This window comes from Microcystis sp. 49638_E5 (assembly GCF_021300285.1).
Classification (GTDB): domain Bacteria; phylum Cyanobacteriota; class Cyanobacteriia; order Cyanobacteriales; family Microcystaceae; genus Microcystis; species Microcystis aeruginosa_C.
The window spans coordinates 1-19,827 of sequence record NZ_JAJTDH010000089.1 but is presented as its reverse complement, the minus strand read 5'-3'; the positions used below and the strand labels follow the sequence as shown (position 1 = coordinate 19,827).

Here is a 19,827-nt window from a genome sequence, read left to right as displayed (position 1 = left end):
GTTTTTCTATTAAGCTCAACATATATTTGAAAGGTTGGCGGTCACTCCTCATTTTACCTGATAGTGATCGCTTTTACTTTTGATATTCTGATGGGAGAATGAAACAGCCCTACCTTGATAAGGGGGGTGCCGATCCCCCCTTAATCCCCCCTTGATAAGGGGGGCATCTGACAACTTTTAACGCCTACCTACTTAAATGCAATGATAAATCCTACATAGGTCCAGACCTTCAGAGGCAAAAAACTAAAAGATGTAATACCATCGATGGCAAAATTCCATAATTTCCAGTAATTCCATTTAGTTTGTCCTTGATACCGGGGTTCTCGATCGAATAAAATTGATGTCTGTTTATATCCCACCCAAGCAAATATTCCTTTCATAAATCTTTGACGTTCGGGCATCTTTTTAATTGATTCTACCACTCGGCGATCAATCAAGCGCAAATCTCCTGTATTAGGGGGAATAGGAACCCGACTTAATTTATTAATAACTTGATAGAAACCTTCTGCGGTGAAACGTTTCAACCAACTTTCGCCAATTCTAACCCGACGGGACGCATAAACCACATCATAACCCTGCTGCCATTTTTCGATCATTTCGGCAATTAATTCGGGGGGAGCTTGTAAATCAGCATCAATAGGAATGACTGCCATTCCTTGACTGTAATCAATTCCTGCTGACATGGCAATATCTTTACCAAAATTACGGGATAAATTAACCACTTTAATTTGTGGGTAACGTTGATGATATTCCACGAGATTTTTGAGAGTATTGTCACGACTACCATCATTGACGCAAACGACCTCATAACTGGTATTTAGTGCCTCTAAAACCGCTAAAAGTCGCCCAAAGAGAGCATCGATATTTTCTTCTTCGTTATACAGAGGAACAACAACAGATATTTTCACCGGTATTTGATTTGATAGCATATTAATTTACAAAAAAATTAGAGAAATTTTCTAACAAATATCAGCAGTTAAAACTTGTTCGTACTTAGCGGCTGCTTGCTGCCAAGTATAATTATCTTCAATTAACTTGCGAGCATTTCTAGATAATTTTTCTCGTAACTCTGCCGATTCAAAAAGACTACTAATCGCCGTACAATATTCCTCAATACTATTAGCCCTTAAGGCTGCTAGAGGAACATTATTTCCTTCCACTGTTAATCCTTCTAAACCTCGATCGCTGGCTACCACTGGCACCCCCGCAGCCATAGATTCTAGGGTTTTAAACTTCATTCCAAAACCTGTTCTTAGGGGAATAACTGCCACAGTTGCCTGATGAAGATAGGTGGTCATTGATGGTACTCGTCCCGTCACAATTACTCCTTTTAACTTAGTTAATTCTTGCACTTCTAGGGATGGATTAGCACCGACTAGAGTTAAAGTAGTATCGGGATAAGTAATTTGAATACGAGGTAAAATTTCCCTAGCTAAAAAACAGGCCGCATCGATATTAACCCAATAATCTAACCCACCGAGAAAAACTAAATTATGTCCAGAAGGCTCCTCGGTACGATAGGGAAATAAATCTAAATCGACTGCATTAGGAATTAAATAAATCTCTCCATTGGGGGCAAATTCTTCCATTTGTTTTTGATCATCATCGGTGGTGACGACAATTTTTGAGAATTTCTGCACAGTTTTTTGTTCGTAGCGACGCAGGAGAGGAAGGTAGAGACGATCCCGTAATTCTTGACTAGAAACCCCAATTTCTAATTGACTTTTGCCAGTTTGATAGAGGGAACTATGCACATCAATTACTGTCCTAATTTGCTGTTTCCATTGGGGACGAATATAAATTTCATTAACGCTATGTTCACTGGTAATTACTGGGAATTTTTGACTCTTAACTGCCCTATCTATCCAGTTCTGCATCTCTTGAGAATAGCCAAAAAGTACATTGGGAGGTGTTCCCGTTTGCAGGAATTGAGCTAATCTTTGCAGTTTAGAAATTATTCCAGTTTTGGCATCTCGAGGACGGGGAAAAACTACCAATTCACTAACAAATTTACCTAACTTTCCTACCTCCTCATCGCTGACATCAGCAGTACGCTGAACGATGAGAGTAATATCATGATTTTTGCTGAGATATTTGAGTAAATTAAAAGTTCTGCCCTGAGTTCCTCCTTTGCTAGGTGGATAGGGAAAGGTGGAACTAATCATTAAGATATTCATAGCTATTCCTCTAAACGATTTTCTACCATCATGCGGACAATATCGGTCATTTTGTATTGTGCTTGCCAACCTAATTTTTCCTTAGCTTTGCGGGGATTACCTCGACTAATGGCTAAATCTGTTGGTCTTAATAAACTTCGATCAGAAATTACATGATCTTGCCAATTTAAGCCAACAGTAGCAAAAGCTGTGGCGACAAAATCCTCTAGTTTTGAACTTTCTCCCGTGGCAATGACGTAATCATCGGGTTGCTCCTGTTGCAGCATTAAATACATCGCTTTAACGTACTCTGGCGCCCAACCCCAATCCCTTTGAATATCCATATTTCCTAAGTGTAAAGTCTCAGGAATTCCCTGGGCAATTCTAGCCACGGCAGCGATAATTTTTTGGGTAACAAAGCGCTCGGGACGTAGGGGAGATTCATGATTAAAAAGTATGCCTGAACAGGCAAAAATTCCGTAGGCTTCTCGATAATTAGCCACTTCCCAAAAAGCCGCCGATTTAGCCACAGCGTAGGGACTGCGAGGACGAAAAGGGGTATTTTCATCGGCAGAATTATCGCCGATATCCCCGAAACATTCACTCGACCCGGCATTATATAATTTAATTTTTGCTCTGGTAAATCGAATTGCTTCTAAGAGATTTAAGGTTCCCGTGGCAATACTTTCTAAGGTTTCCACTGGCTGCTCAAAAGATAAACCGACAGAACTTTGTCCAGCCAAATTATAGACCTCATCGGGCTGAATTTTAATTAAGACCTGTAGGACACTGCGAAAGTCATTCAGTGCCATTGATTCTAGTTTTACCTGTTCCTTGATTCCCAAACGTTTCAGGTTACTAAAAGAGGACATTTGGGCATCCCGGGAGGTGCCACAAACTGTATAGCCGGCTTTTAACAGTAATTCGGCTAGGTAGGCTCCATCCTGCCCCGATATACCACAAATTAACGCTTTTTTACCCATTTGTTTACAATAATTTACTTTTGAAGGTTTAACATCGCCTTGGCGGCCTCGCTTAAATAACCGATTTGTCCGTAGGCATAGAGAAGATTATCAAAGCTTTTAGCGGGATCATTGATAAATTTGACATATTTAACCAATCCTCTCAGCAAACGCTCACCTCCTCGCCTAAATTGGGCCAATCCCGTCTTTCCTGCCACTTCTTCCCGGTAGTGTTCGCTGATGCCTTGCCACCAACTGCGACGCATAAACCATTGACGATTGATTCTTTCTGGGGCAACATTGTGTTCCACCAATGCTGCGGGAAAATAGCCCACTTGCCATCCCTGGGCGATTGCTAGTTCTGTAGTGTATAATTCCTCGTTAGAGAGAAGTTTTTTACCAATTCTTCCCAAATTAGGGTCAAAACCGCCAATATTCTCCAAGAAATCTCGCCGAATCGAGTAATTAACCCCTCGCGGAGTTAAATTCGCCTGGCTAATGTATACCACATTGTCGCCCAAATCGAAAGCCCCTAAACCCCCTGCTAACTCATCGGATAACCAATTGGGTTGACTGTAGCCTTGCGGCCAAATTAAGGTGACTTTTCCCCCTGCTACTGCCAGTTTTTGGTTATTTTCGTAGGCATTTAACAGAATTTGCAACCATTGAGGACTAGCGATCGCATCGTCATCCAAATAGGCTAAAATCGGCGCTCTAGTTTCCCTCGCCCCGCGATTTCTGGCGGTAGATAGCCCTAAAATAGGTTCGTAAACGTATTTTAGCCGCCCATCTCCCAGACGCGACTCGGCCACTTGACGGGTTTTATCGGTAGATGCGTTATCAACCACTAAAATCTCACAATCTGGGCAAGTTTGCGCCAAAAGACTATCGATCGCTGCTGCTAGGTAGTGATCGCGGTTGTGGGTACAGATAATCCCTGCTATTTTAGGAGCCATGGCTATCAAGGTTACTCATTCCAATACCCTAAAACTTAACATCCCTTTAGAAAAATGTAAAAATGCTTTTTTAACCCGGAGACAGGAGACTCCGAGACAGGAGACAGGAGATTGCTTTTTACTGATAGCGTTTCTCGTAAAGATGAAGTATAACCTAATTTGGTATTGACGACCGACTGCCCAAAAGGAAAACTTCCTATCTCACCATTAAGATAACTGCTATAACACTCTCCACTGATAACTGATTACTGATTACTGAAAATATTATGCCGAAAGTAACTGTTTGTATTCCCACCTATAACCGCGCCGATTATCTCAGCTATTCGATTAATAGTGTCTTGGGGCAGACTTATGAAGATTTTGAGTTAATTGTTTGTGATGATGGTTCTTCTGATCGTACCCCAGAAGTGGTGGCAGCATTTCAGGATTCGAGAATAATTTATCTGCGTCATCCCCAAAATCTTGGCAGAAGTTTAAATATGCGATCGGGTTTTACGGCTGCTCGGGGAGAATATTTTATTAAATTCGATGATGATGATGGACTAACTCCCGAATTTTTAGCGAAAACTGTACCTATTTTAGATCAAGAAAAAAAGGTTGATTTTGTCTGTACCGATCACTGGATTATTGATAAATTTGGACAAAAAGTGGCAGCGGCAACCCAAGAAAATTCAGCCAAATGGGGCAAGGACAGATTACAAAAAGGGATTATTCCCGATTTAGAAAGACAAACTTTTTCCTATCAAAGTTTACAGGTGGGTTCGACTCTTTTTCGTTATCAATCTTTAGCCGATGTGGATTATATGCGCTCTCAAGCTGATGGTTGTGAAGATTTTGATTTATTGGTGCGTTTAGCTTTAGCGGGAAAACAAGCTTATTTTCTGCCAGAATTATTAATGGAATATCGTTTTCATGGCGGTCAAACTAGCTTAAAACAAGCGGTTCACTTTTTGCAAGCAAAATTGTTTTGTACAGAAAGTTATCACTTTAAAGATGTAAAATTAGAGGAAGAAAGAGTGAAAAAGGCGGCTTTTTTACAGGAATGTTTGGGGATAAAATTAATTGAAAAGGGAGAAAGCGAAGCCGGGCGAGTTTTAATAGAAAAAGCCTCGCAATTGTCAGGAAAATCCCGACGAGCTAGACTGGGTTTACTGCTTTCCTATTTACCTCTCAACTTGAGACAATTAGCTTTTCAAGGTTTCCGTCAACTACGCCCCAAAGATTACGCTGAACAGGTGAGAGCCGTATAAACTATAACTTATAAGTAGGTAGGTGTTAAAAATTGTCAGACACCCCCCTTATCAAGGGGGGATATAGGGGGGATATATCTTCTATTTAATTAGAACCACTTACTTGGCAGTTATCTTAATGGTCGGGTAGGAAGTTTTCCTTTTGGCGAGTCGGCCGTCGATACCAAATTAGGTTACACTTCATCTTTGTGACCAACGCTACCAGTTTTTTAATTTAACTATCTATGGATACTATTCACGTTACAGGAATTCGTGCCTACGGTTACACAGGATATCTGGCCGAAGAACAGGTTTTAGGTCAATGGTTTGAGGTGGATTTATCCCTAGAAGTTGATATCAGCATTGCTGGCAAAAGTGACGCGATTGAAGATACTCTAGATTATCGACAGGCGATCAAAATTGTCAAACACCAGATTGAAACCAGCAAATTTGCCCTCGTGGAAAAATTGGCCACGGTTATCGCTGAGGATATCCTACAACTCGAGGGCGTGCGACAGGTAAGAGTACAATTATCGAAACCCGCCGCCCCAATTCCCAACTTTACCGGTAAAATCACCATCGATATCACTAGATCTCGTTGAGTTTACGCGTATTATCGACTAAACTTCGCGCAAAAGCGTCAAAACGTTGGGAAAGCTTCTCGTCAAGGATTTTTCCTTCTTCGTTGAAGACTTTCCACGCTTGTCCTAAGCTAATTTGTTCCGGAATTACCCAAGCATGAACCCAACGGAGAATAATTCTTAAATCATTGAGGGCGTTACTATTGGATTGGCCGCCTAAAACACTGATTAACCCAGCAACCTTTCCCGATAACTCCTCAAAACTCATTAAATCTAGGGCATTCTTCATCACACCACTGACACTACCATGATATTCCGGTGTCGCCAAAATTAATCCCGCTGCCGATTTAACCGTTTGCTGCATTTTGGCTACATCGGGATAGTCAGAATAGTCATCTCCCCCGTTACAGAAGGGTAAAGAGAGTTTTCTTAGGTCAATTATCTCCGTTTCTACTCCTAACGCCCCTAATCGACTGATAGCAACTTCTAACGCCATCGCACTATAGGATCCGCTGCGTAAACTGCCATTAATACCAACGATTTTGATCATAGAACTTATACAAACTCATAACGACTACATATAAGCTAACAAAAAAAGAGACAATTGGGGAAGCTTAGTTAAAAAAATATGTCGATGGGGCGGAGGGAGCGATCGATCTAAGTTTTAATGAGAGTAGAAAGAAAGATTTATTCCATTTCCCCTGATTGCCATGCCAGAATTTCTCGATTTTCTCAAACATAAATATGCCTATGTGGCTATTGGTGAATTCAAACCGGGGTGTTTTTCCGAGGCCCAAAAACTCTACGAAAAGGCCGTTTCCACCTATTCCACGGGATTCCAAGGAGCTTTTCTGTTGCAAAAACCCGGAACCGACGAAGGAATTGCCGTGATCATCTGGGATAAAATTGATGATATGGAGGCAAATAAAAGCGAAGACCATGAATTATTGCTGAAATCCATGGCTCCTCTATTTGCAAAACCGCCTGTCACCGATTTTTACGAAGTATGTAGCGAGATAGAAGGTTCCCCCGTTTAGGGATAATGTTTCTTTTCGGTGGCGATTAATTTGGCGGCTAAAACCCCGCCTAGAAAACCGAATAAATGTCCTTGCCAAGAAATCCCCGGACGGGAAGGCAAAACGCCCCAAATTGTGCCACCGTAGAGTAAAAAGACTAAAATTGACAAGAGTATAGAAGGAATATTTCTCTGGAAATAGCCCCGCAGTAATAAAAAACCTAAATAGCCAAAAATCAAAATACTTGCCCCGATATGGATGGATCCGGGAGCAGCAAATAACCAGACTCCTAACCCCCCCACCAGCATAGTTAACCCAGTCACAATAAAAAAGTCGCTGGTTTCCTGTAACATCACCAACCAACCGAGAATCAGGAAAGGAACCGTATTAGCAATAAGATGGGGAAAGTCACGGTGTAGGAAAGGTGCGAACAGAATACCCCGCAATCCGATGACTTGATGGGGCATAATCCCGAAATTGTCTAAACTGCCCCGAAAAACAAATTGATCTAAAATCTCTAACAGCCAAAAAATCGCCACAAAGGTAGCGAGGATTATTGCTTGGGTTTTTATTTCTTGCCGTGATCCTTGACTCATAAGATTGATGGATGAGCTATTTTTTCCCATTATAACCCCCCAGATCAGTTATCAGTTATCAGTTATCAGTGATTCAGTTACCAGTTATCAGGTGTGAGTTTTCAGTTTACTGTTTACTGTTTGCTGCGGGACAAAGAGAGGCTAATTGACAGGAAAAACAAGCGGGATTTCTTGCTTTACAAACGGCCCGGCCGTGGTAAATAATACTAATAGAAAAAGTTTCCCAATCTGGTTGAGGTAGTAAAGCCATTAAATCCCGTTCAATTTTCACCGGATCGTTATTAGTAGTTAAACCCAAACGATTACTTAAGCGCTTAACGTGGGTATCTACTGTCACCCCCTCAATAATCGCGTAAGCGTGAGCAAGTACCACATTAGCCGTTTTTCTAGCTACTCCGGGTAAAGTTAATAATTCCTCCATTGTCTTGGGTACTTCCCCCTGAAAATCCTTAAGAATTTTTTGACAAGCACCCTGAATATTTTTGGCTTTATTGCGATAGAATCCCGTGGAACGAATCAGAGTTTCTAACTCCTCTCGCTCGGCAAAAGCTAAGGATTTAGCATCGGGAAAACGAGCGAATAAAGCAGGAGTCACCTTATTTACCCGCTCATCAGTGCATTGTGCCGATAGAATCACTGCCACCAATAACTGCACGGGAGTTTGATAATTTAAGCTACAGGTTGCCTCTGGATATAATCGCTTTAAGTTGCTTAAAATCTCTAGGGCGCGCATTTGAAGCTGAGTTTTTTTTCGCGGGGCCATCACTGGAATAAATCCTGAAAAACTGCTAGGTTAGCCGTGTCGCGCACGATTAAGAAAACTCCTAATCCTAAGAGTAAAACTAGACCTGTTTGCATGATGTTATCTTGCAGTTTAGTTGGGAGAGGTTTACCTACTAAAGCCTCGATTAATAAAAATACCAACTGACCACCATCAAGAGCAGGTAAAGGCAGAATATTAATCACCGCTAAGTTAATACTAATTAGGGCGGCAAATTGAAAAAGATTACCCGCATCATTACGAGCGATTGCTGCTCCGTATTCAACAATTTTAACCGGTCCTGCTACCTGTTGAACACTGTCTTTGAAGTTACTAACTAACTGCCCAAAACCTTGCACGGTTAATACAATTAATCGTTGAAATTCACCCGCACCTAAGCTAAAAGCTTGACCAAAATTATCGGCTTTCAGGCGAGTTTCTTCACCGTTAGGAGCCAATCTCACCCCAATTTTACCCTGACCATCACTTCCCAATTCAGGAGTAACGATTAAATCGAGAGTTTCTGTGGGGCGTTTGATGGTTAATTTTAGGGGTTGATCGGGGGAAGATTGAATAATGTCACGGAAGTCAATAATGGCATTCTGAGAAGCACCAAGGGGCTGATCATTGATAGCGAGAACAATATCACCCGCTTGTATTCCCGCTTGTTTAGCGACGGAATTTTCAGCAGTGAAAACCTCTGGAATAATTACCCCTTCTTGATAGTTAATTTGGGGAAAACCCACCGTAGCGACTTGGGTAACAAGCAAAAAATAGGCAAAAATTAAATTAGCAATTACTCCCGCACTAATGACGATAGCTCGATCGAAAACAGGACGATTGCGTAATAAATCAGGATCGTTATTAGGAATTTGACTATCGGGATCGTCATCGGGAAAACCAACGTAACCCCCTAAAGGAATGGCGCGGAGGGCGTATTCTGTTTCTTTACCTTGATATTTAGCTAAAGCTGGACCAAAACCGATGGAAAAGCGATTAACATGGATAGATTGCCAACGAGCAGCGGCAAAATGACCTAATTCGTGAACGACAATTAATAGGGCAAGGACACCGATCGCTATTAAAACTGACATGATGATCAAAATATAATGAATTAGCTTTTGTTAATTGTAAGCGATCCTCCCGGGCAGATTGCAAAAAATCTCTAGTTATCGCTAATTTTTCGATCATTTAATTAGGTAGGCGTTAAAAATTATCAGATGCCCCCCTTATCAAGGGGGGACTAAGGGGGGATCGGCACCCCCCTTATCAAGGGGGGACTCAGGGGGGATCGAACCTAAAATCCATTTTTAATTTAATTATAACCAGCTACTTATGCTAAAAGTGATCTTAACCGCCTAATTTGACCCGACGGAGAGCGATCGATGCCTTTGAGTGAGCGCGCCCAGCAATTAATCCCAAAAGCGAGAATCATCAGTTTCGCCAATTGGCCCTATCAGCAAGCAGCGATCGCTGTTTGGCAACAAGCGGATGATCAAACTCGCTATCTCGATGATAGTGATTTAGATACTATCGTCAATTTAGAGCCTGATTTACTGGTTTCTAGTCAGCAAGCTCGAAAACTGCGGGATAATGCTAATAGTATCGTCGATAACGCTCGTCAGGCTTTATTAAGCCAATTTCCCACCATTTTTCAACCCGGAGGCGATCTTCATCCACCCCACCGTGCCGAAGCTTGTTGGCGTGATTTCTGGAACTTTTTACGTTGTATTACCTACGGTGTCGCCGGACAGCAGATTCCCTACACCAGCGCCGAGGGATTGGAAAATATGCGTCTTCTTTACCAAGAATTGCAAGTACCATTAGGGGCGATGATTTCGGGGTTAGAAGCCTTAAAACAATACAGTTTAGATTATTTTAGCGACTCAGAAAAAACCGCAATTACTCCCTATTTTGATCACTTAATTGCGGTTATGAAAAAGTTTTAAAACCGAGGCATTTAATCCGTGTTAAAATAGTGAGGCCAACAGTTAAAAATGCCGCTCACCGAGGTTAAAACTCCGTTGAACCCATGAAATCATCGGCGCGGATGGGCCTCTTAGGGCCACCAAAAACCTCGATCGAGTGCCTGGCGGGTCGAGGTACTTTATAAAATGAGGGAGATTCTATGGATGCCAAAGCGAAATTACTAGAATTGATCGCTGGTAGAAATCGCGGACTCCTGGCCACGGAAAGCGACCGCGTGCGGATTTTAGCGGCGATCGAACAATTGGAGGACCACAATCCCCATCCTCATCCCCTCGAAGTTAAACAACTATTAGGGGGCAATTGGCGTTTACTATTCACCAGCAGCCGCGACATTCTGGGACTAGATCGCCTACCTTTTTTTCAATTGGGGCAAATTTATCAATATCTTGACCTGAACAAGGCCAAACTCTACAATATTGCTGAAATTACGGGCGTACCTTGGTTAGAAGGAGCAGTGATCGTCGCCGCTACCTTTGAACCCACATCCGAGCGTCGGGTCATGGTCAAATTTGAGCGCTCGATCCTCGGTCTGCAACGTTTTCTCAATTATCATTCTCCCCAAGAATTTATCGACGCGATCGAAAGTGGCAAAAAATTTCCTCCCCTCGATTTTTCCTTCAATAATCGTGAACAAAAAGGTTGGCTCGATATCACCTATCTCGATGAAGATCTCCACCCCCCTTATCAAGGGGGGATTAAGGGGGGATCGGCACCCCCCTTATCAAGGGGGGATTAAGGGGGGATCGAACCTAAAATCCATTTTTAATTTAATTATAACCAGCTACTTATTACCATAAGACTAAATACTAGGCAATAGGTAATCAGTTTCTAATAACCAGATTTAGGATTAAAATCAAATTATTGTACTATCATTACTCCCAGGAATTTTACCAAAATGTCTAACGAAACCGTTACTTATAGTCTTGAATCTGTACTCAAGGAAATCAAAGACAGCATCAAGGAGGTTAACCAAAAAATCGATACCCTACAAAGAGATGTCACCCAAAAAATCGACACCTTGCAACAGGATGTTAACCAGAAATTTGACAGCCTACAGAAGGAAGTTAACCAAAAAATCGACACCTTGCAACAAGATGTTAACCAGAAATTTGACAGCCTACAGAAGGATTTTAACCAGAAATTTGATAAGATCGACGAACGGCTAACTAAGCTAGAGGTAGGACAAGCAAAACTAACTGAGAAAGTCGATGGGATGGATAGAAGACTAGAAAAGGTGGAAGGAACCCAAAAAAATCAAGTTTGGACGTTAATTATTCTTTTAGGAGGAGCGATCGGAACGGCAGCGTGGCGCTCTTTCTTTTCTGGTAATCCTTAGAAATATTACTATAATTTCTCACTTTAGGGTAGTTATGAGGGGAAATTAGCAGATGTCAAACTCAGGTTAAAAATAAGGGATGTCTAACCAATTTACAACTAAAGGAAACTTAACCACCCCCAGAAAGAAAGCAACGATTAAGGGATATTTTCAGGTTTCTAATCTCCGAATTGCCTGATCGCACTTTTGAACCTTTGCTGCTAACTCCAATGCTTGAAATAATTCCCGCGACTGAAGAAATGCTTCTTTCGCTTCCGATATACGTTTGAGTTTATAGTAGGTAAACCCCAGATTAAACCAAGATTTCGCTTCACCCCCCCGATCACCGATTTCTCGACTTATTGCTAAGGACTGTTGATAAAACTCGATCGCTTTTTGGTATTCTCCTAGGGAATAGTAAACATTGCCTAAATTACCGTAGGATTTCGCTTCACCCCCCCGATCATCGATTTCCCGTGTGATTGCTAAGGACTGTTGATGAAACTTGATCGCTTTTTGGTATTCTCCTAGGGAATAGTAAACAGCGCCTAAATTATTGTAGGAATTCGCTTCACCCCCCCGATCACCGATTTCCCGTTTGATTGCTAAGGACTGTTGATAAAACTCGATCGCTTTTTGGTATTCTCCTAGGGAATCGTAAACAGTGCCTAAATTATTGTAGGAATTCGCTTCTCTCGACGGATCTTCGATTTCTCGACTTATTGCTAAGGACTGTTGATAAAACTCGATCGCTTTTTGGTATTCTCTTAGGGAACTGTAAAGATTGCCTAAACCTATGTAGGATTTCGCTTCACCCACCCGATCACCCATTTCTCCTTTGATTGCTAAGGACTGTTGACAACTTTTGATCGCTTTTTGGTATTCTCCTCTGGAATAATAAATATCTGCCAATGAGTCGAGACTCGCAACTAAATCAAGTTCTAGATTTAACTCTTTTTGTAAATTGATCGCTTTTTGATAATACTCGATCGCAAGCTGTTGTTCCTGACGATAATCTGACAATGGCAGATTTAATAAACGAAGGGTATAAATCTTAGCTAAACTGGCATATAAACTCGCTAGTCTTGGCTCTTTTTTGCCTTTATTTACCTCGATTTGCTCGATTAGTTCTAACAAGTCTTCCCTAGAGATTAAAGGAATATCTTTATCTATAGTAATTTCGTCAAAAGATTGTAAAATTGGTAAAATTTCCTGACAAGGTAAAAAGTTACTTGGAGGAGAAATAAAGCGAAAAACTCCTTTTCTCCAACTCCAAAAATCGGGGGACTTTTTGCGTAAATTTACCTCCACTGTGCTTGTTACCCAAAGAACAATGGAATAGGGAAATTCTCGCAGTCCTTCCCTTGTCCATTGCAGATAACCAAAAAATTTATCTAGTTCCGATTTTTCCTGTTGCCATTCGATCGAGTGTAATTTTTCCACTCCTGTGGTTGTGATCACGGCGTTTTTGCTTTGTAGTAACTCTGGTTTTCTGGAGACTAAACTAGCAATGGCTGCTCTTAAACTCGGTTCTTTTTGATCTAAATCAATCCGATAACAAGGGATTACTGGTTCTAATTCTTTGCTATAGCGATCGATGATTTCTTCTCGCAATTTTTCCTGATCACACACACAAATCAATATATTTAATCTCTCTTGATTTGCCTCTAGAGACACGATTAAACCTTCGTATTCTCTTTCATTTTGGTCAATAATTGAAGATGTTTCATTATTCATAATAAGTGGATAGCTGTTAAAAACTGTCAGATACCCCCATTAGGTAGGGTTGATTCATGAATCAACCCTACGGATCAAGGGGGGATCCGCACCCCCCTTATCAAGGGGGGATCAAAGGGGGATCCGCACCCCCCTTATCAAGGGGGGATCAAAGGGGGATCCGCACCCCCCTTATCAAGGGGGGATCAAGGGGGGATCCGCACCCCCCTTATCAAGGGGGGATCAAGGGGGGATCCGCACCCCCCTTATCAAGGGGGGATCAAGGAGTGATCCGCACCCCCCTTATCAAGGGGGGATCCATCTTCAATTTAATTATAACTACTTACTTATCCCATTCAAATTGTTCCTCTTTTTTTCATTAACTCAACCACAATCGGATGCACGTTATACCAGAGATCGCCATTGCGGTATTCCAAAATATATAAACCATGCAACAGATCTAGAAAATTTTGATCCTTGAGATCCTTCGGTTTTAACTTTTCATAAACAGTTTTAATAATTTCCTCATCTGCTGTACCGATACTTTCAGCAAAATCGAGACTAAGTTCTGTGATTGATTGTTCTAGAACAGCTTGATCAATTTTTAGGGTATTATCATCGGGATAACGACGAACCGATCGCAAACAAACCCGACAGCAATCATTAGTAATGCGAATTAATTCTCGTAACACTCCCCCACTATAAAGACAAATTTTTTCGAGGGTGTCAGGATCGATTAAAGCGGAATCGATGCGCTTAGTGATAATCTCGGTTAAAGTAGCAATAATTTGCGGATCGGGTATAGCATTAGGTGCATTAATTTCTCCCTGTTTAAAGAGTTTATATACAGGCATTTTCACGATCTGATTATTGATTTCTGTTTCGAGAGTTGCCTTTAAAGCTACTTCTCTTAAAGCGGCGATCGGAATAGTCATAATAATCCGAAAACCGGGCAATTTAATCGCTTTAATATGGGATTGAAAAATATCCCTTACCTGTGCTAAGTCAATTTTATCAATGTCATCAACAATTACTAAGATTTTTTTCTGACTTTGGGACTCGATCTCACTAGCTATAATGTTAATTTGGGCAACTAGATCGGTAATTCTCCGCTCATATTTTTGTTTGATTTCCTCGCGAATAGTCGAATTAATCTTGAGAATTCCTTTAATGTGAGCTAGTAAAGTAGAAAAGTTAAAACCTGTTTCGAGAGTGGCATTTGCTTGATTGGTTTCGGTGCGAATTTGTTCAGTAAACCATTGAGAAAAGCTTTTTTTCATAGAATCTTTAATAGTTAAATTTTGGGCTTCCGCTTCTGACATCATCTGAACGGCGATCGAGAATAAAATAGTAACATGATTTACGTCTGACATTTCGATCGTGTCTGAGATCGAGAAGAAAACAACAAAATAGCGATCATCTAACTTTCTTTTAAATTCATAGAGTAGGGTTGACTTACCACAACCCCGATGTCCTGCTAGAATAATTTTTCCGTCTTCCGAAGGACTATCTTCGACCAATTGTTCTAATTCGTCGATAATTTCTGTGCCGTATTTGACAGCAAAACGCTGTAATTCTTTATCCGATCGCAGGGGTAAAAGTTCCAAATTGCGATAGGCTTCTCGAAAGGGTTCTAGTAAAGGACTAACCATAAGTAATTAGGGGTTGCTGAAAAAGTTTTTCGTGGGGGTAGGGTGTGGGGTGTGGGAATTATGAATTATGAATTATGAATTATGAATTGGGTAGTTGGCTCTTCTAGGTTCTGTGTGATAAGTTTAACTTACAGAGGATCGATCAATCTTTGTGTCCTTTGTGTCTTTGTGGTTCCTTCCACTCGCTCGCTAGGAAGAATGTATCTTAGAATACATTTTGCCCACCAAACCTAAGAGAGCCAAAAAACTAACTGATAACTGATAACTGATAACTGTTATTTTTCTGCTGCCCAACTGTCGGGAGTGTAGGTTTTTAATGCCAAAGCATGGATGGCTTCGGTAGCCAGTGCCGATTGTAAAGCGCCATAAACCATTTGATGCTGTTTAACGCGGGTTTTGCCAGCAAATTCGCCAGAAATAACCACCGCTTCCAAATGATCGCCACCTCCCGTTAAATCCCGAACCATCACCTGTGCATCGGGGATTTGTTCTTGAATCATCGCTTCTACTTGGCGAAAGTCAACCATCTTAACTCCTCAAAACAATTAAAGATACTCTGATCCCATTGTTACCGAAAGCTCGTCAATGGGGACAAAATTTACTGCCGTGGGGGGGAGTTGTTAGGAGTTGCCGATGTGGGAGTCGGTGCGGAGATGGGTGTGCTGACAAATCCCATCTCGTAGAGTTGTTGATAGCTTTTTTGTCCTAATTCACTGGTGGGGTTTTGGGATTGAATCACCTGAATTAACAAAGGAACCGCCAATTCTGGCTGATTTTGCGCCCTATGGACCAAAGCAAGCTGATAGGTGGCTTCATCCCGCAGTTGTCCGGTGTTTAAAGCACTTTGACGCTGAGAATCGAATACTTTTGGGTCAATTCCTGAGAAACTATTAGCTAATTGCAGATGATAGTTAGATAGTTGGTTAAAAATCCGACGCGCTTGATTGAGTTTGTCCACAGCGACATCGTATTTAGCGGCATTAATAGCGGCGTTCGCTTCTTCCACTAAACGTTGTCCCCCCTGAAGACTCAGGACACTATCGGCTTGATTTAAGGGTTTCAATTCGTTAGGATCGCTGGCAGGAGTGTTTGAGTCGGGGGTTTGTGCTTGTCCGTCAGGTGCGATCGCAATAACTAAACCGATCACCAGAGTGAGCAGATAAATTAAACTATAAGGCTGTTTTCGCTTAACCATAAAATTTCTCGACTTAATGTTCCAGATGGGAACGGCTATTTTTTTTAACATCGACAACTGACCTATAGTAGCTTTTTTGGGGCAGTTTCGATCCGACCCCAGCTTTCTAGACGTTAGTTCTAGCGGTTTTGTCGCCATGGCAAGTGCTGTTTTTTCCCGAAAAATCAGTACAAGTCCCCAAAAAGTTAGTTTATTCCTCCCGATTAATGGTTTAAATACCGATAATTCACCCGTTGGAAGGCTGTCCAGATAGAATAAAGAGAAAGTAGGAGTTTAGTTAAAATGTCTTTATCACTGATTACGCGTAAGTTTACGGTGGAAGAATACGAAAAAATGGCAACCGAAGGAATAATCAAACCCGATGAAAAAGTGGAATTAATTCGAGGAGAAATTATCAAAATGTCACCGATGGGAACCCGTCATGCTTCTAGTGTAACCAGATTTAAGTTTACTAATACCTCGATCGGATTTTTATGTTGCTGCCTATCCTTGTCCTCAAGATATCTATTTAATTATTGAAGTTTCCGATTCTACCCTCGATTATGATCACTATACTAAAATCCCTCTTTATGCGGAAGCAAATATTCAAGAAGTTTGGATCGTTAATCTCAAGGAAGAATGTTTAGAAGTTTATCGCCATCCTCTGCATGGTAGTTATCAAGCTATTCAGAAATATTATCGAGGTGAAAGTATTTTTATTGAATCCTTTCCAGCAATAGAATTCACTATTGCAGAAATCTTAGGAGTGTAGTTAAAATGTCTTTATCACTGATTACGCGTAAGTTTACGGTGGAAGAATACGAAAAAATGGCAACCGAGGGAATAATCAAACCCGATGAAAAAGTGGAATTAATTCGAGGAGAAATTATAACCAGATTTAAGTTTACTAATACCTCGATCGGATTTTTATGTTGCTGCCTATCCTTGTCCTCAAGATATCTATTTAATTATTGAAGTTTCCGATTCTACCCTCGATTATGATCGCTATACTAAAATCCCTCTTTATGCAGAGGCAAATATTAAAGAAGTTTGGATCGTTAATCTCAAGGAAGAATGTTTAGAAGTTTATCGCCATCCGCTGCAGGGTAGTTATCAGGATATTCAGAAATATTATCGAGGTGAAAGTATTTTTATTGAATCCTTTCCAGCAATAGAGTTAACTTTAATTGAAATACTCGGCAATAAAAGTTAGATCAAAAGTTAAACTTAGATATCGTGAGGATTAATGCCTAATTCCCGCAGTTTATTCGCTAATCGTTCCGCTTTTGCAAGAGGGATCAAGGAGAAAATCAAGGATTTACAATCTCGGTTTCACAACAGTCCACTGGGTTACGGGGGCCATGGCTTTCCAACCTAAAAACTTGCCGACCGGTTCGGCTTTTTCAATGCCAATCCGCAGCAGTTCCCCTCCTAATTTACTATGCCATTGCAAGAGGACTAATTCGCTTTCAATTGTAACAGTGTTGGCAACAAGACGACCCCCGGGGCGCAGGGCTAACCAACAGGTTTCCAATAGGTGGGGTGTGGTGATACCGCCACCAATAAAAATAGCGTCCGGTTGCGGTAAATCTTCCAGGGCGCTCGGTGCGATTCCGGCGACGATTTGCAGATGGGGCGTTCCCAGGGCGGCGGCATTATCGGCAATGTATTGTAATCTGGTGGGATGATGTTCGATCGCAATCCCCTGGCAACGGCGATCGCTACGCAGCCACTCAATGGCAATGGAACCACAACCCGCCCCCACATCCCAGAGCAATTGTCCGGGTAGGGGAGCCAATCTACTCAGCGTGATAGCACGAACTTCTCTTTTTGTCAACTGTCCGTCATGATTGTAGGCAGAATCCGGCAGTCCTGGAAGGCGCGGCGCCCAGGTGGGGGGATGGGAGGAGATGCAGCTAATGGCGATGACATTTAAATCCGCCAGATTTGTAAACTGCCAATCGTTGGCGATGCCTTGAATGTGGCGTTCTCGGGTTCCCCCTAGATGTTCTAAAACCGTGATGGAACTCTCGCCAAAACCTCCCTCCCTGAGCAGCCGAGCAGCGAGCGCCGGAGTCTGGGCATCAGCACTCAGTACCAGCAGTTTAGCACCGGGATAAAGCACCCCATTCAACCAAGCCGGAGGACGACCGCACAAACTCAAAGTTTCCACTTCACTCAGGGACCAACCCAAACGACTACAGGCAAGACTGAAGGCAGAAGGAGAGGGAATAATCGTCATTTCCTCTAGGGGAATCTGGCGGGTGAGGGTGACACCAATTCCGTAGCACATGGGATCACCACTGGCCAAAACACAGACGGATTGACCACGACGGCGGATAATCTCGTTAACAGAGTCTTGGATGGGAGAAGTCCAGAGCAGTTTTTGCCGTTGATCCTCTGGGGGTAACATTGCCAGATGTCGTTCACCACCGACAATAACTGATGCTAAAGAAAGCAGACTTCGCCCTACTGAACTTAACCCTTCTAAGCCATCTTCACCAATTCCTATAATCGATAGCCATTTCGACTGACAATTGCGATCCGCCATGTCTAAAAAAAATTTTGGTTGTTGCTGAATCAAAGTATGATATTGGGTTCTTCGGTTTGTGTTATGCAATGGAGGGGGGTTATAAAGGATAAAACCCTTACACAGAAAGACATTGCTTCGATTTTTGCCAATTGTTTTCTATCTAGAACGAGCTAATCAATTGAGTCTCTTGCCATATAAGGATTTAGTCGATTTATGCCCCCTGATCGAATCATACCAAGTAACGAAGAGCCTGATATTGATTTTCTGGTTGATTCTTAATGACATATTTTACCTCAAGAAAAAAGGGGTCTTAGGGGTTTAAAAAAAACCGATTAACTTTAATATCACCGGCATCGATCATAGCATTATCAACATCTGTATTTTTCACAGAAGGATAAGCAGAATTTTTCACAGAAGGATAGACAGATGAAAAGTTGTGCTTATCTTTTATCATTAGTTGAAGTCTTACCCGTAAACCGACAGGCGATGTGGGATATCCTGCATAGCCCTCTGTAAATTCAGGCTGAAAAATAAAACGACCATCCGCATCGGTGATACTCTCTTTGGTCAAGCCCTCGCCTATATTAGTATATCTCACCTTAGCTCCGGCAATGGTTTTTCCGGTTGACTCTTCGATAAACCGTCCCTTAATCCCCGGCGCAGAAATTAATTTTGAGCTACAACTACTGACCAATAACATCAAGGGAGCTAATAAGGTAATTGTCAGTTGTTTAGGAAGTAGGTTCATGTCTATCTCCGATGAAGAAATGATACAGCAAAAAATCCGAGAGGAACTAACAAACTAAATAAAGAATTGGGTTCGGGAATAGGCTGATTAAATGGAAATAGTTGAGCATTGTTAACGGTGAGAGCCGAAGTCTGGTCAAAACTGCCAACATCAACCACTCCCCAAGCGATGCTGTAAGTTCCGGGACTAAAGGTTTGCGTGTAACTCCCCGAAACTTGACGACTGAAATTAGTGCTAGAAGGGATTAAGGTACTGATAGAACTATTGGTACTCGCTAAAGTTTGAATTTGATCATTGAGGGCAATAAAAGCATAATCATCAAAATCAAATCCAGCAATTCTCATTTTGAAAACAAAAGAAGATAAAGTTCTCTTGTTCACATAGAGAACTTCTGTCTAATTATCATTTTTTTTCAAGATAATCATCATAATTAGCTTCAAGAGA

General features: G+C 41.6%; 20 protein-coding genes and 3 pseudogenes. 8 read left to right on the top strand and 15 right to left on the bottom strand.

Going from position 1 to position 19,827, the window contains the following annotated elements; all coding sequences use genetic code 11:
- Window positions 1–194 precede the first annotated feature (194 nt).
- From LW728_RS19145 to LW728_RS19130, 4 genes and pseudogenes are all read right to left on the bottom strand, one after another.
- Window positions 195–929 (bottom strand): annotated as a pseudogene (locus LW728_RS19145) (glycosyltransferase family 2 protein); the annotation flags it as partial.
- Window positions 930–959: 30 nt separating this feature from the next.
- Window positions 960–2,177, bottom strand: a complete 1,218-nt coding sequence (locus LW728_RS19140; RefSeq protein WP_287767705.1) for a glycosyltransferase family 4 protein — start codon at window positions 2,175–2,177, stop codon at window positions 960–962.
- A 2-nt stretch (window positions 2,178–2,179) separates the two neighbouring features.
- Complete coding sequence (locus tag LW728_RS19135; RefSeq protein ID WP_287664500.1) at window positions 2,180–3,139, bottom strand: GDP-mannose 4,6-dehydratase; 960 nt, start codon at window positions 3,137–3,139, stop codon at window positions 2,180–2,182.
- Between the two features lie 14 nt (window positions 3,140–3,153).
- A complete protein-coding gene (locus LW728_RS19130) occupies window positions 3,154–4,074 on the bottom strand; it encodes a glycosyltransferase family 2 protein (protein ID WP_287767702.1) in 921 nt (306 codons plus the stop codon).
- Between the two features lie 266 nt (window positions 4,075–4,340).
- Here LW728_RS19130 and LW728_RS19125 point away from each other — a divergent pair, with 266 nt between their 5' ends.
- The gene (locus tag LW728_RS19125) at window positions 4,341–5,324 is read left to right on the top strand and encodes a glycosyltransferase family 2 protein (protein WP_287767701.1); all 984 of its coding nucleotides are present in this window, start codon (window positions 4,341–4,343) and stop codon (window positions 5,322–5,324) included.
- Window positions 5,325–5,548: 224 nt separating this feature from the next.
- Window positions 5,549–5,905 carry a dihydroneopterin aldolase gene (folB, locus tag LW728_RS19120; RefSeq protein WP_287658023.1) on the top strand — a complete coding sequence of 119 codons (357 nt, stop codon included), beginning with the start codon at window positions 5,549–5,551 and terminating at the stop codon, window positions 5,903–5,905.
- Here folB and LW728_RS19115 read toward each other — a convergent pair.
- Window positions 5,892–6,434, bottom strand: a complete 543-nt coding sequence (locus tag LW728_RS19115) for an NADPH-dependent FMN reductase (protein ID WP_002804257.1) — start codon at window positions 6,432–6,434, stop codon at window positions 5,892–5,894. The genes folB and LW728_RS19115 overlap by 14 nt on opposite strands.
- A 160-nt stretch (window positions 6,435–6,594) precedes the next feature.
- On the opposite strand from LW728_RS19115, the gene LW728_RS19110 reads away from it, so the two are divergent.
- Entirely contained in the window at window positions 6,595–6,921 is a 327-nt protein-coding gene (locus tag LW728_RS19110) for an antibiotic biosynthesis monooxygenase (RefSeq protein ID WP_287767698.1), read from the top strand.
- Here the strand turns inward: LW728_RS19110 and LW728_RS19105 are convergent.
- The 3 genes from LW728_RS19105 to rseP form a co-directional block, all read right to left on the bottom strand.
- Entirely contained in the window at window positions 6,918–7,526 is a 609-nt protein-coding gene (locus tag LW728_RS19105; protein WP_287767696.1) for a rhomboid family intramembrane serine protease, read from the bottom strand. The two genes, LW728_RS19110 and LW728_RS19105, sit on opposite strands and share 4 nt — an antisense overlap.
- A gap of 76 nt (window positions 7,527–7,602) precedes the next feature.
- Window positions 7,603–8,259, bottom strand: coding sequence for an endonuclease III (gene nth, locus LW728_RS19100; RefSeq protein WP_043998123.1), 657 nt, complete (start codon window positions 8,257–8,259; stop codon window positions 7,603–7,605).
- Complete coding sequence (rseP, locus tag LW728_RS19095; protein ID WP_287664514.1) at window positions 8,259–9,350, bottom strand: RIP metalloprotease RseP; 1,092 nt, start codon at window positions 9,348–9,350, stop codon at window positions 8,259–8,261. Before rseP ends, nth begins: the two co-directional genes overlap by 1 nt.
- A gap of 291 nt (window positions 9,351–9,641) precedes the next feature.
- Between rseP and LW728_RS19090 the strand changes: the two genes are divergently transcribed.
- From LW728_RS19090 to LW728_RS19080, 3 genes are all read left to right on the top strand, one after another.
- Window positions 9,642–10,205: a bilin-binding protein gene (locus tag LW728_RS19090; protein WP_108935291.1), complete on the top strand. Its 564-nt coding sequence runs from the start codon at window positions 9,642–9,644 to the stop codon at window positions 10,203–10,205.
- Between the two features lie 179 nt (window positions 10,206–10,384).
- On the top strand, window positions 10,385–10,981 hold the full coding sequence (locus LW728_RS19085) for a PAP/fibrillin family protein (protein ID WP_287767694.1): 597 nt from the start codon (window positions 10,385–10,387) through the stop codon (window positions 10,979–10,981).
- A gap of 159 nt (window positions 10,982–11,140) precedes the next feature.
- Window positions 11,141–11,581, top strand: a complete 441-nt coding sequence (locus LW728_RS19080) for a DUF4164 family protein (RefSeq protein WP_104397644.1) — start codon at window positions 11,141–11,143, stop codon at window positions 11,579–11,581.
- Between the two features lie 150 nt (window positions 11,582–11,731).
- Here LW728_RS19080 and LW728_RS19075 read toward each other — a convergent pair whose 3' ends face one another.
- The 4 genes from LW728_RS19075 to LW728_RS19060 all read right to left on the bottom strand — a co-directional run bounded on the left by LW728_RS19075 (window position 11,732) and on the right by LW728_RS19060 (window position 16,174).
- Window positions 11,732–13,297 (bottom strand): tetratricopeptide repeat protein, encoded by a 1,566-nt coding sequence (locus LW728_RS19075; protein ID WP_287767692.1) that lies wholly within the window; start codon window positions 13,295–13,297, stop codon window positions 11,732–11,734.
- A gap of 335 nt (window positions 13,298–13,632) precedes the next feature.
- The gene (locus LW728_RS19070) at window positions 13,633–14,928 is read right to left on the bottom strand and encodes a P-loop NTPase fold protein (RefSeq protein WP_287767689.1); all 1,296 of its coding nucleotides are present in this window, start codon (window positions 14,926–14,928) and stop codon (window positions 13,633–13,635) included.
- Window positions 14,929–15,203: 275 nt separating this feature from the next.
- Entirely contained in the window at window positions 15,204–15,455 is a 252-nt protein-coding gene (locus LW728_RS19065; RefSeq protein WP_002755721.1) for a BolA family protein, read from the bottom strand.
- A gap of 71 nt (window positions 15,456–15,526) precedes the next feature.
- Window positions 15,527–16,174 (bottom strand): hypothetical protein, encoded by a 648-nt coding sequence (locus LW728_RS19060; protein WP_194014101.1) that lies wholly within the window; start codon window positions 16,172–16,174, stop codon window positions 15,527–15,529.
- Window positions 16,175–16,405: 231 nt separating this feature from the next.
- Here LW728_RS19060 and LW728_RS19055 point away from each other — a divergent pair.
- Window positions 16,406–16,874: pseudogene (locus LW728_RS19055) on the top strand (Uma2 family endonuclease).
- Between the two features lie 5 nt (window positions 16,875–16,879).
- Window positions 16,880–17,315 (top strand): annotated as a pseudogene (locus tag LW728_RS19050) (Uma2 family endonuclease).
- A gap of 105 nt (window positions 17,316–17,420) precedes the next feature.
- Here the strand turns inward: LW728_RS19050 and cbiE are convergent.
- From cbiE to LW728_RS19035, 3 genes are all read right to left on the bottom strand, one after another.
- Window positions 17,421–18,653, bottom strand: coding sequence for a precorrin-6y C5,15-methyltransferase (decarboxylating) subunit CbiE (gene cbiE, locus LW728_RS19045; RefSeq protein WP_287664173.1), 1,233 nt, complete (start codon window positions 18,651–18,653; stop codon window positions 17,421–17,423).
- Window positions 18,654–18,945: 292 nt separating this feature from the next.
- A complete protein-coding gene (locus LW728_RS19040) occupies window positions 18,946–19,383 on the bottom strand; it encodes a carboxypeptidase-like regulatory domain-containing protein (protein WP_287767686.1) in 438 nt (145 codons plus the stop codon).
- Between the two features lie 2 nt (window positions 19,384–19,385).
- Window positions 19,386–19,763 carry a hypothetical protein gene (locus tag LW728_RS19035; RefSeq protein ID WP_287767684.1) on the bottom strand — a complete coding sequence of 126 codons (378 nt, stop codon included), beginning with the start codon at window positions 19,761–19,763 and terminating at the stop codon, window positions 19,386–19,388.
- Window positions 19,764–19,827: the final 64 nt, after the last annotated feature.

Excerpts from the sequence above, each read along its gene's own strand:
- LW728_RS19140 (WP_287767705.1), bottom strand. The coding sequence starts at position 2,177 with ATGAATATCTTAATGATTAGTTCCACCTTTCCCTATCCACCTAGCAAA.
- LW728_RS19135 (WP_287664500.1), bottom strand. The coding sequence starts at position 3,139 with ATGGGTAAAAAAGCGTTAATTTGTGGTATATCGGGGCAGGATGGAGCC.
- LW728_RS19130 (WP_287767702.1), bottom strand. The coding sequence starts at position 4,074 with ATGGCTCCTAAAATAGCAGGGATTATCTGTACCCACAACCGCGATCAC.
- LW728_RS19125 (WP_287767701.1), top strand. The coding sequence starts at position 4,341 with ATGCCGAAAGTAACTGTTTGTATTCCCACCTATAACCGCGCCGATTAT.
- folB (WP_287658023.1), top strand. The coding sequence starts at position 5,549 with ATGGATACTATTCACGTTACAGGAATTCGTGCCTACGGTTACACAGGA.
- LW728_RS19115 (WP_002804257.1), bottom strand. The coding sequence starts at position 6,434 with ATGATCAAAATCGTTGGTATTAATGGCAGTTTACGCAGCGGATCCTAT.
- LW728_RS19110 (WP_287767698.1), top strand. The coding sequence starts at position 6,595 with ATGCCAGAATTTCTCGATTTTCTCAAACATAAATATGCCTATGTGGCT.
- LW728_RS19105 (WP_287767696.1), bottom strand. The coding sequence starts at position 7,526 with ATGGGAAAAAATAGCTCATCCATCAATCTTATGAGTCAAGGATCACGG.
- nth (WP_043998123.1), bottom strand. The coding sequence starts at position 8,259 with ATGGCCCCGCGAAAAAAAACTCAGCTTCAAATGCGCGCCCTAGAGATT.
- rseP (WP_287664514.1), bottom strand. The coding sequence starts at position 9,350 with ATGTCAGTTTTAATAGCGATCGGTGTCCTTGCCCTATTAATTGTCGTT.
- LW728_RS19090 (WP_108935291.1), top strand. The coding sequence starts at position 9,642 with ATGCCTTTGAGTGAGCGCGCCCAGCAATTAATCCCAAAAGCGAGAATC.
- LW728_RS19085 (WP_287767694.1), top strand. The coding sequence starts at position 10,385 with ATGGATGCCAAAGCGAAATTACTAGAATTGATCGCTGGTAGAAATCGC.
- LW728_RS19080 (WP_104397644.1), top strand. The coding sequence starts at position 11,141 with ATGTCTAACGAAACCGTTACTTATAGTCTTGAATCTGTACTCAAGGAA.
- LW728_RS19075 (WP_287767692.1), bottom strand. The coding sequence starts at position 13,297 with ATGAATAATGAAACATCTTCAATTATTGACCAAAATGAAAGAGAATAC.
- LW728_RS19070 (WP_287767689.1), bottom strand. The coding sequence starts at position 14,928 with ATGGTTAGTCCTTTACTAGAACCCTTTCGAGAAGCCTATCGCAATTTG.
- LW728_RS19065 (WP_002755721.1), bottom strand. The coding sequence starts at position 15,455 with ATGGTTGACTTTCGCCAAGTAGAAGCGATGATTCAAGAACAAATCCCC.
- LW728_RS19060 (WP_194014101.1), bottom strand. The coding sequence starts at position 16,174 with ATGTTAAAAAAAATAGCCGTTCCCATCTGGAACATTAAGTCGAGAAAT.
- cbiE (WP_287664173.1), bottom strand. The coding sequence starts at position 18,653 with ATGGCGGATCGCAATTGTCAGTCGAAATGGCTATCGATTATAGGAATT.
- LW728_RS19040 (WP_287767686.1), bottom strand. The coding sequence starts at position 19,383 with ATGAACCTACTTCCTAAACAACTGACAATTACCTTATTAGCTCCCTTG.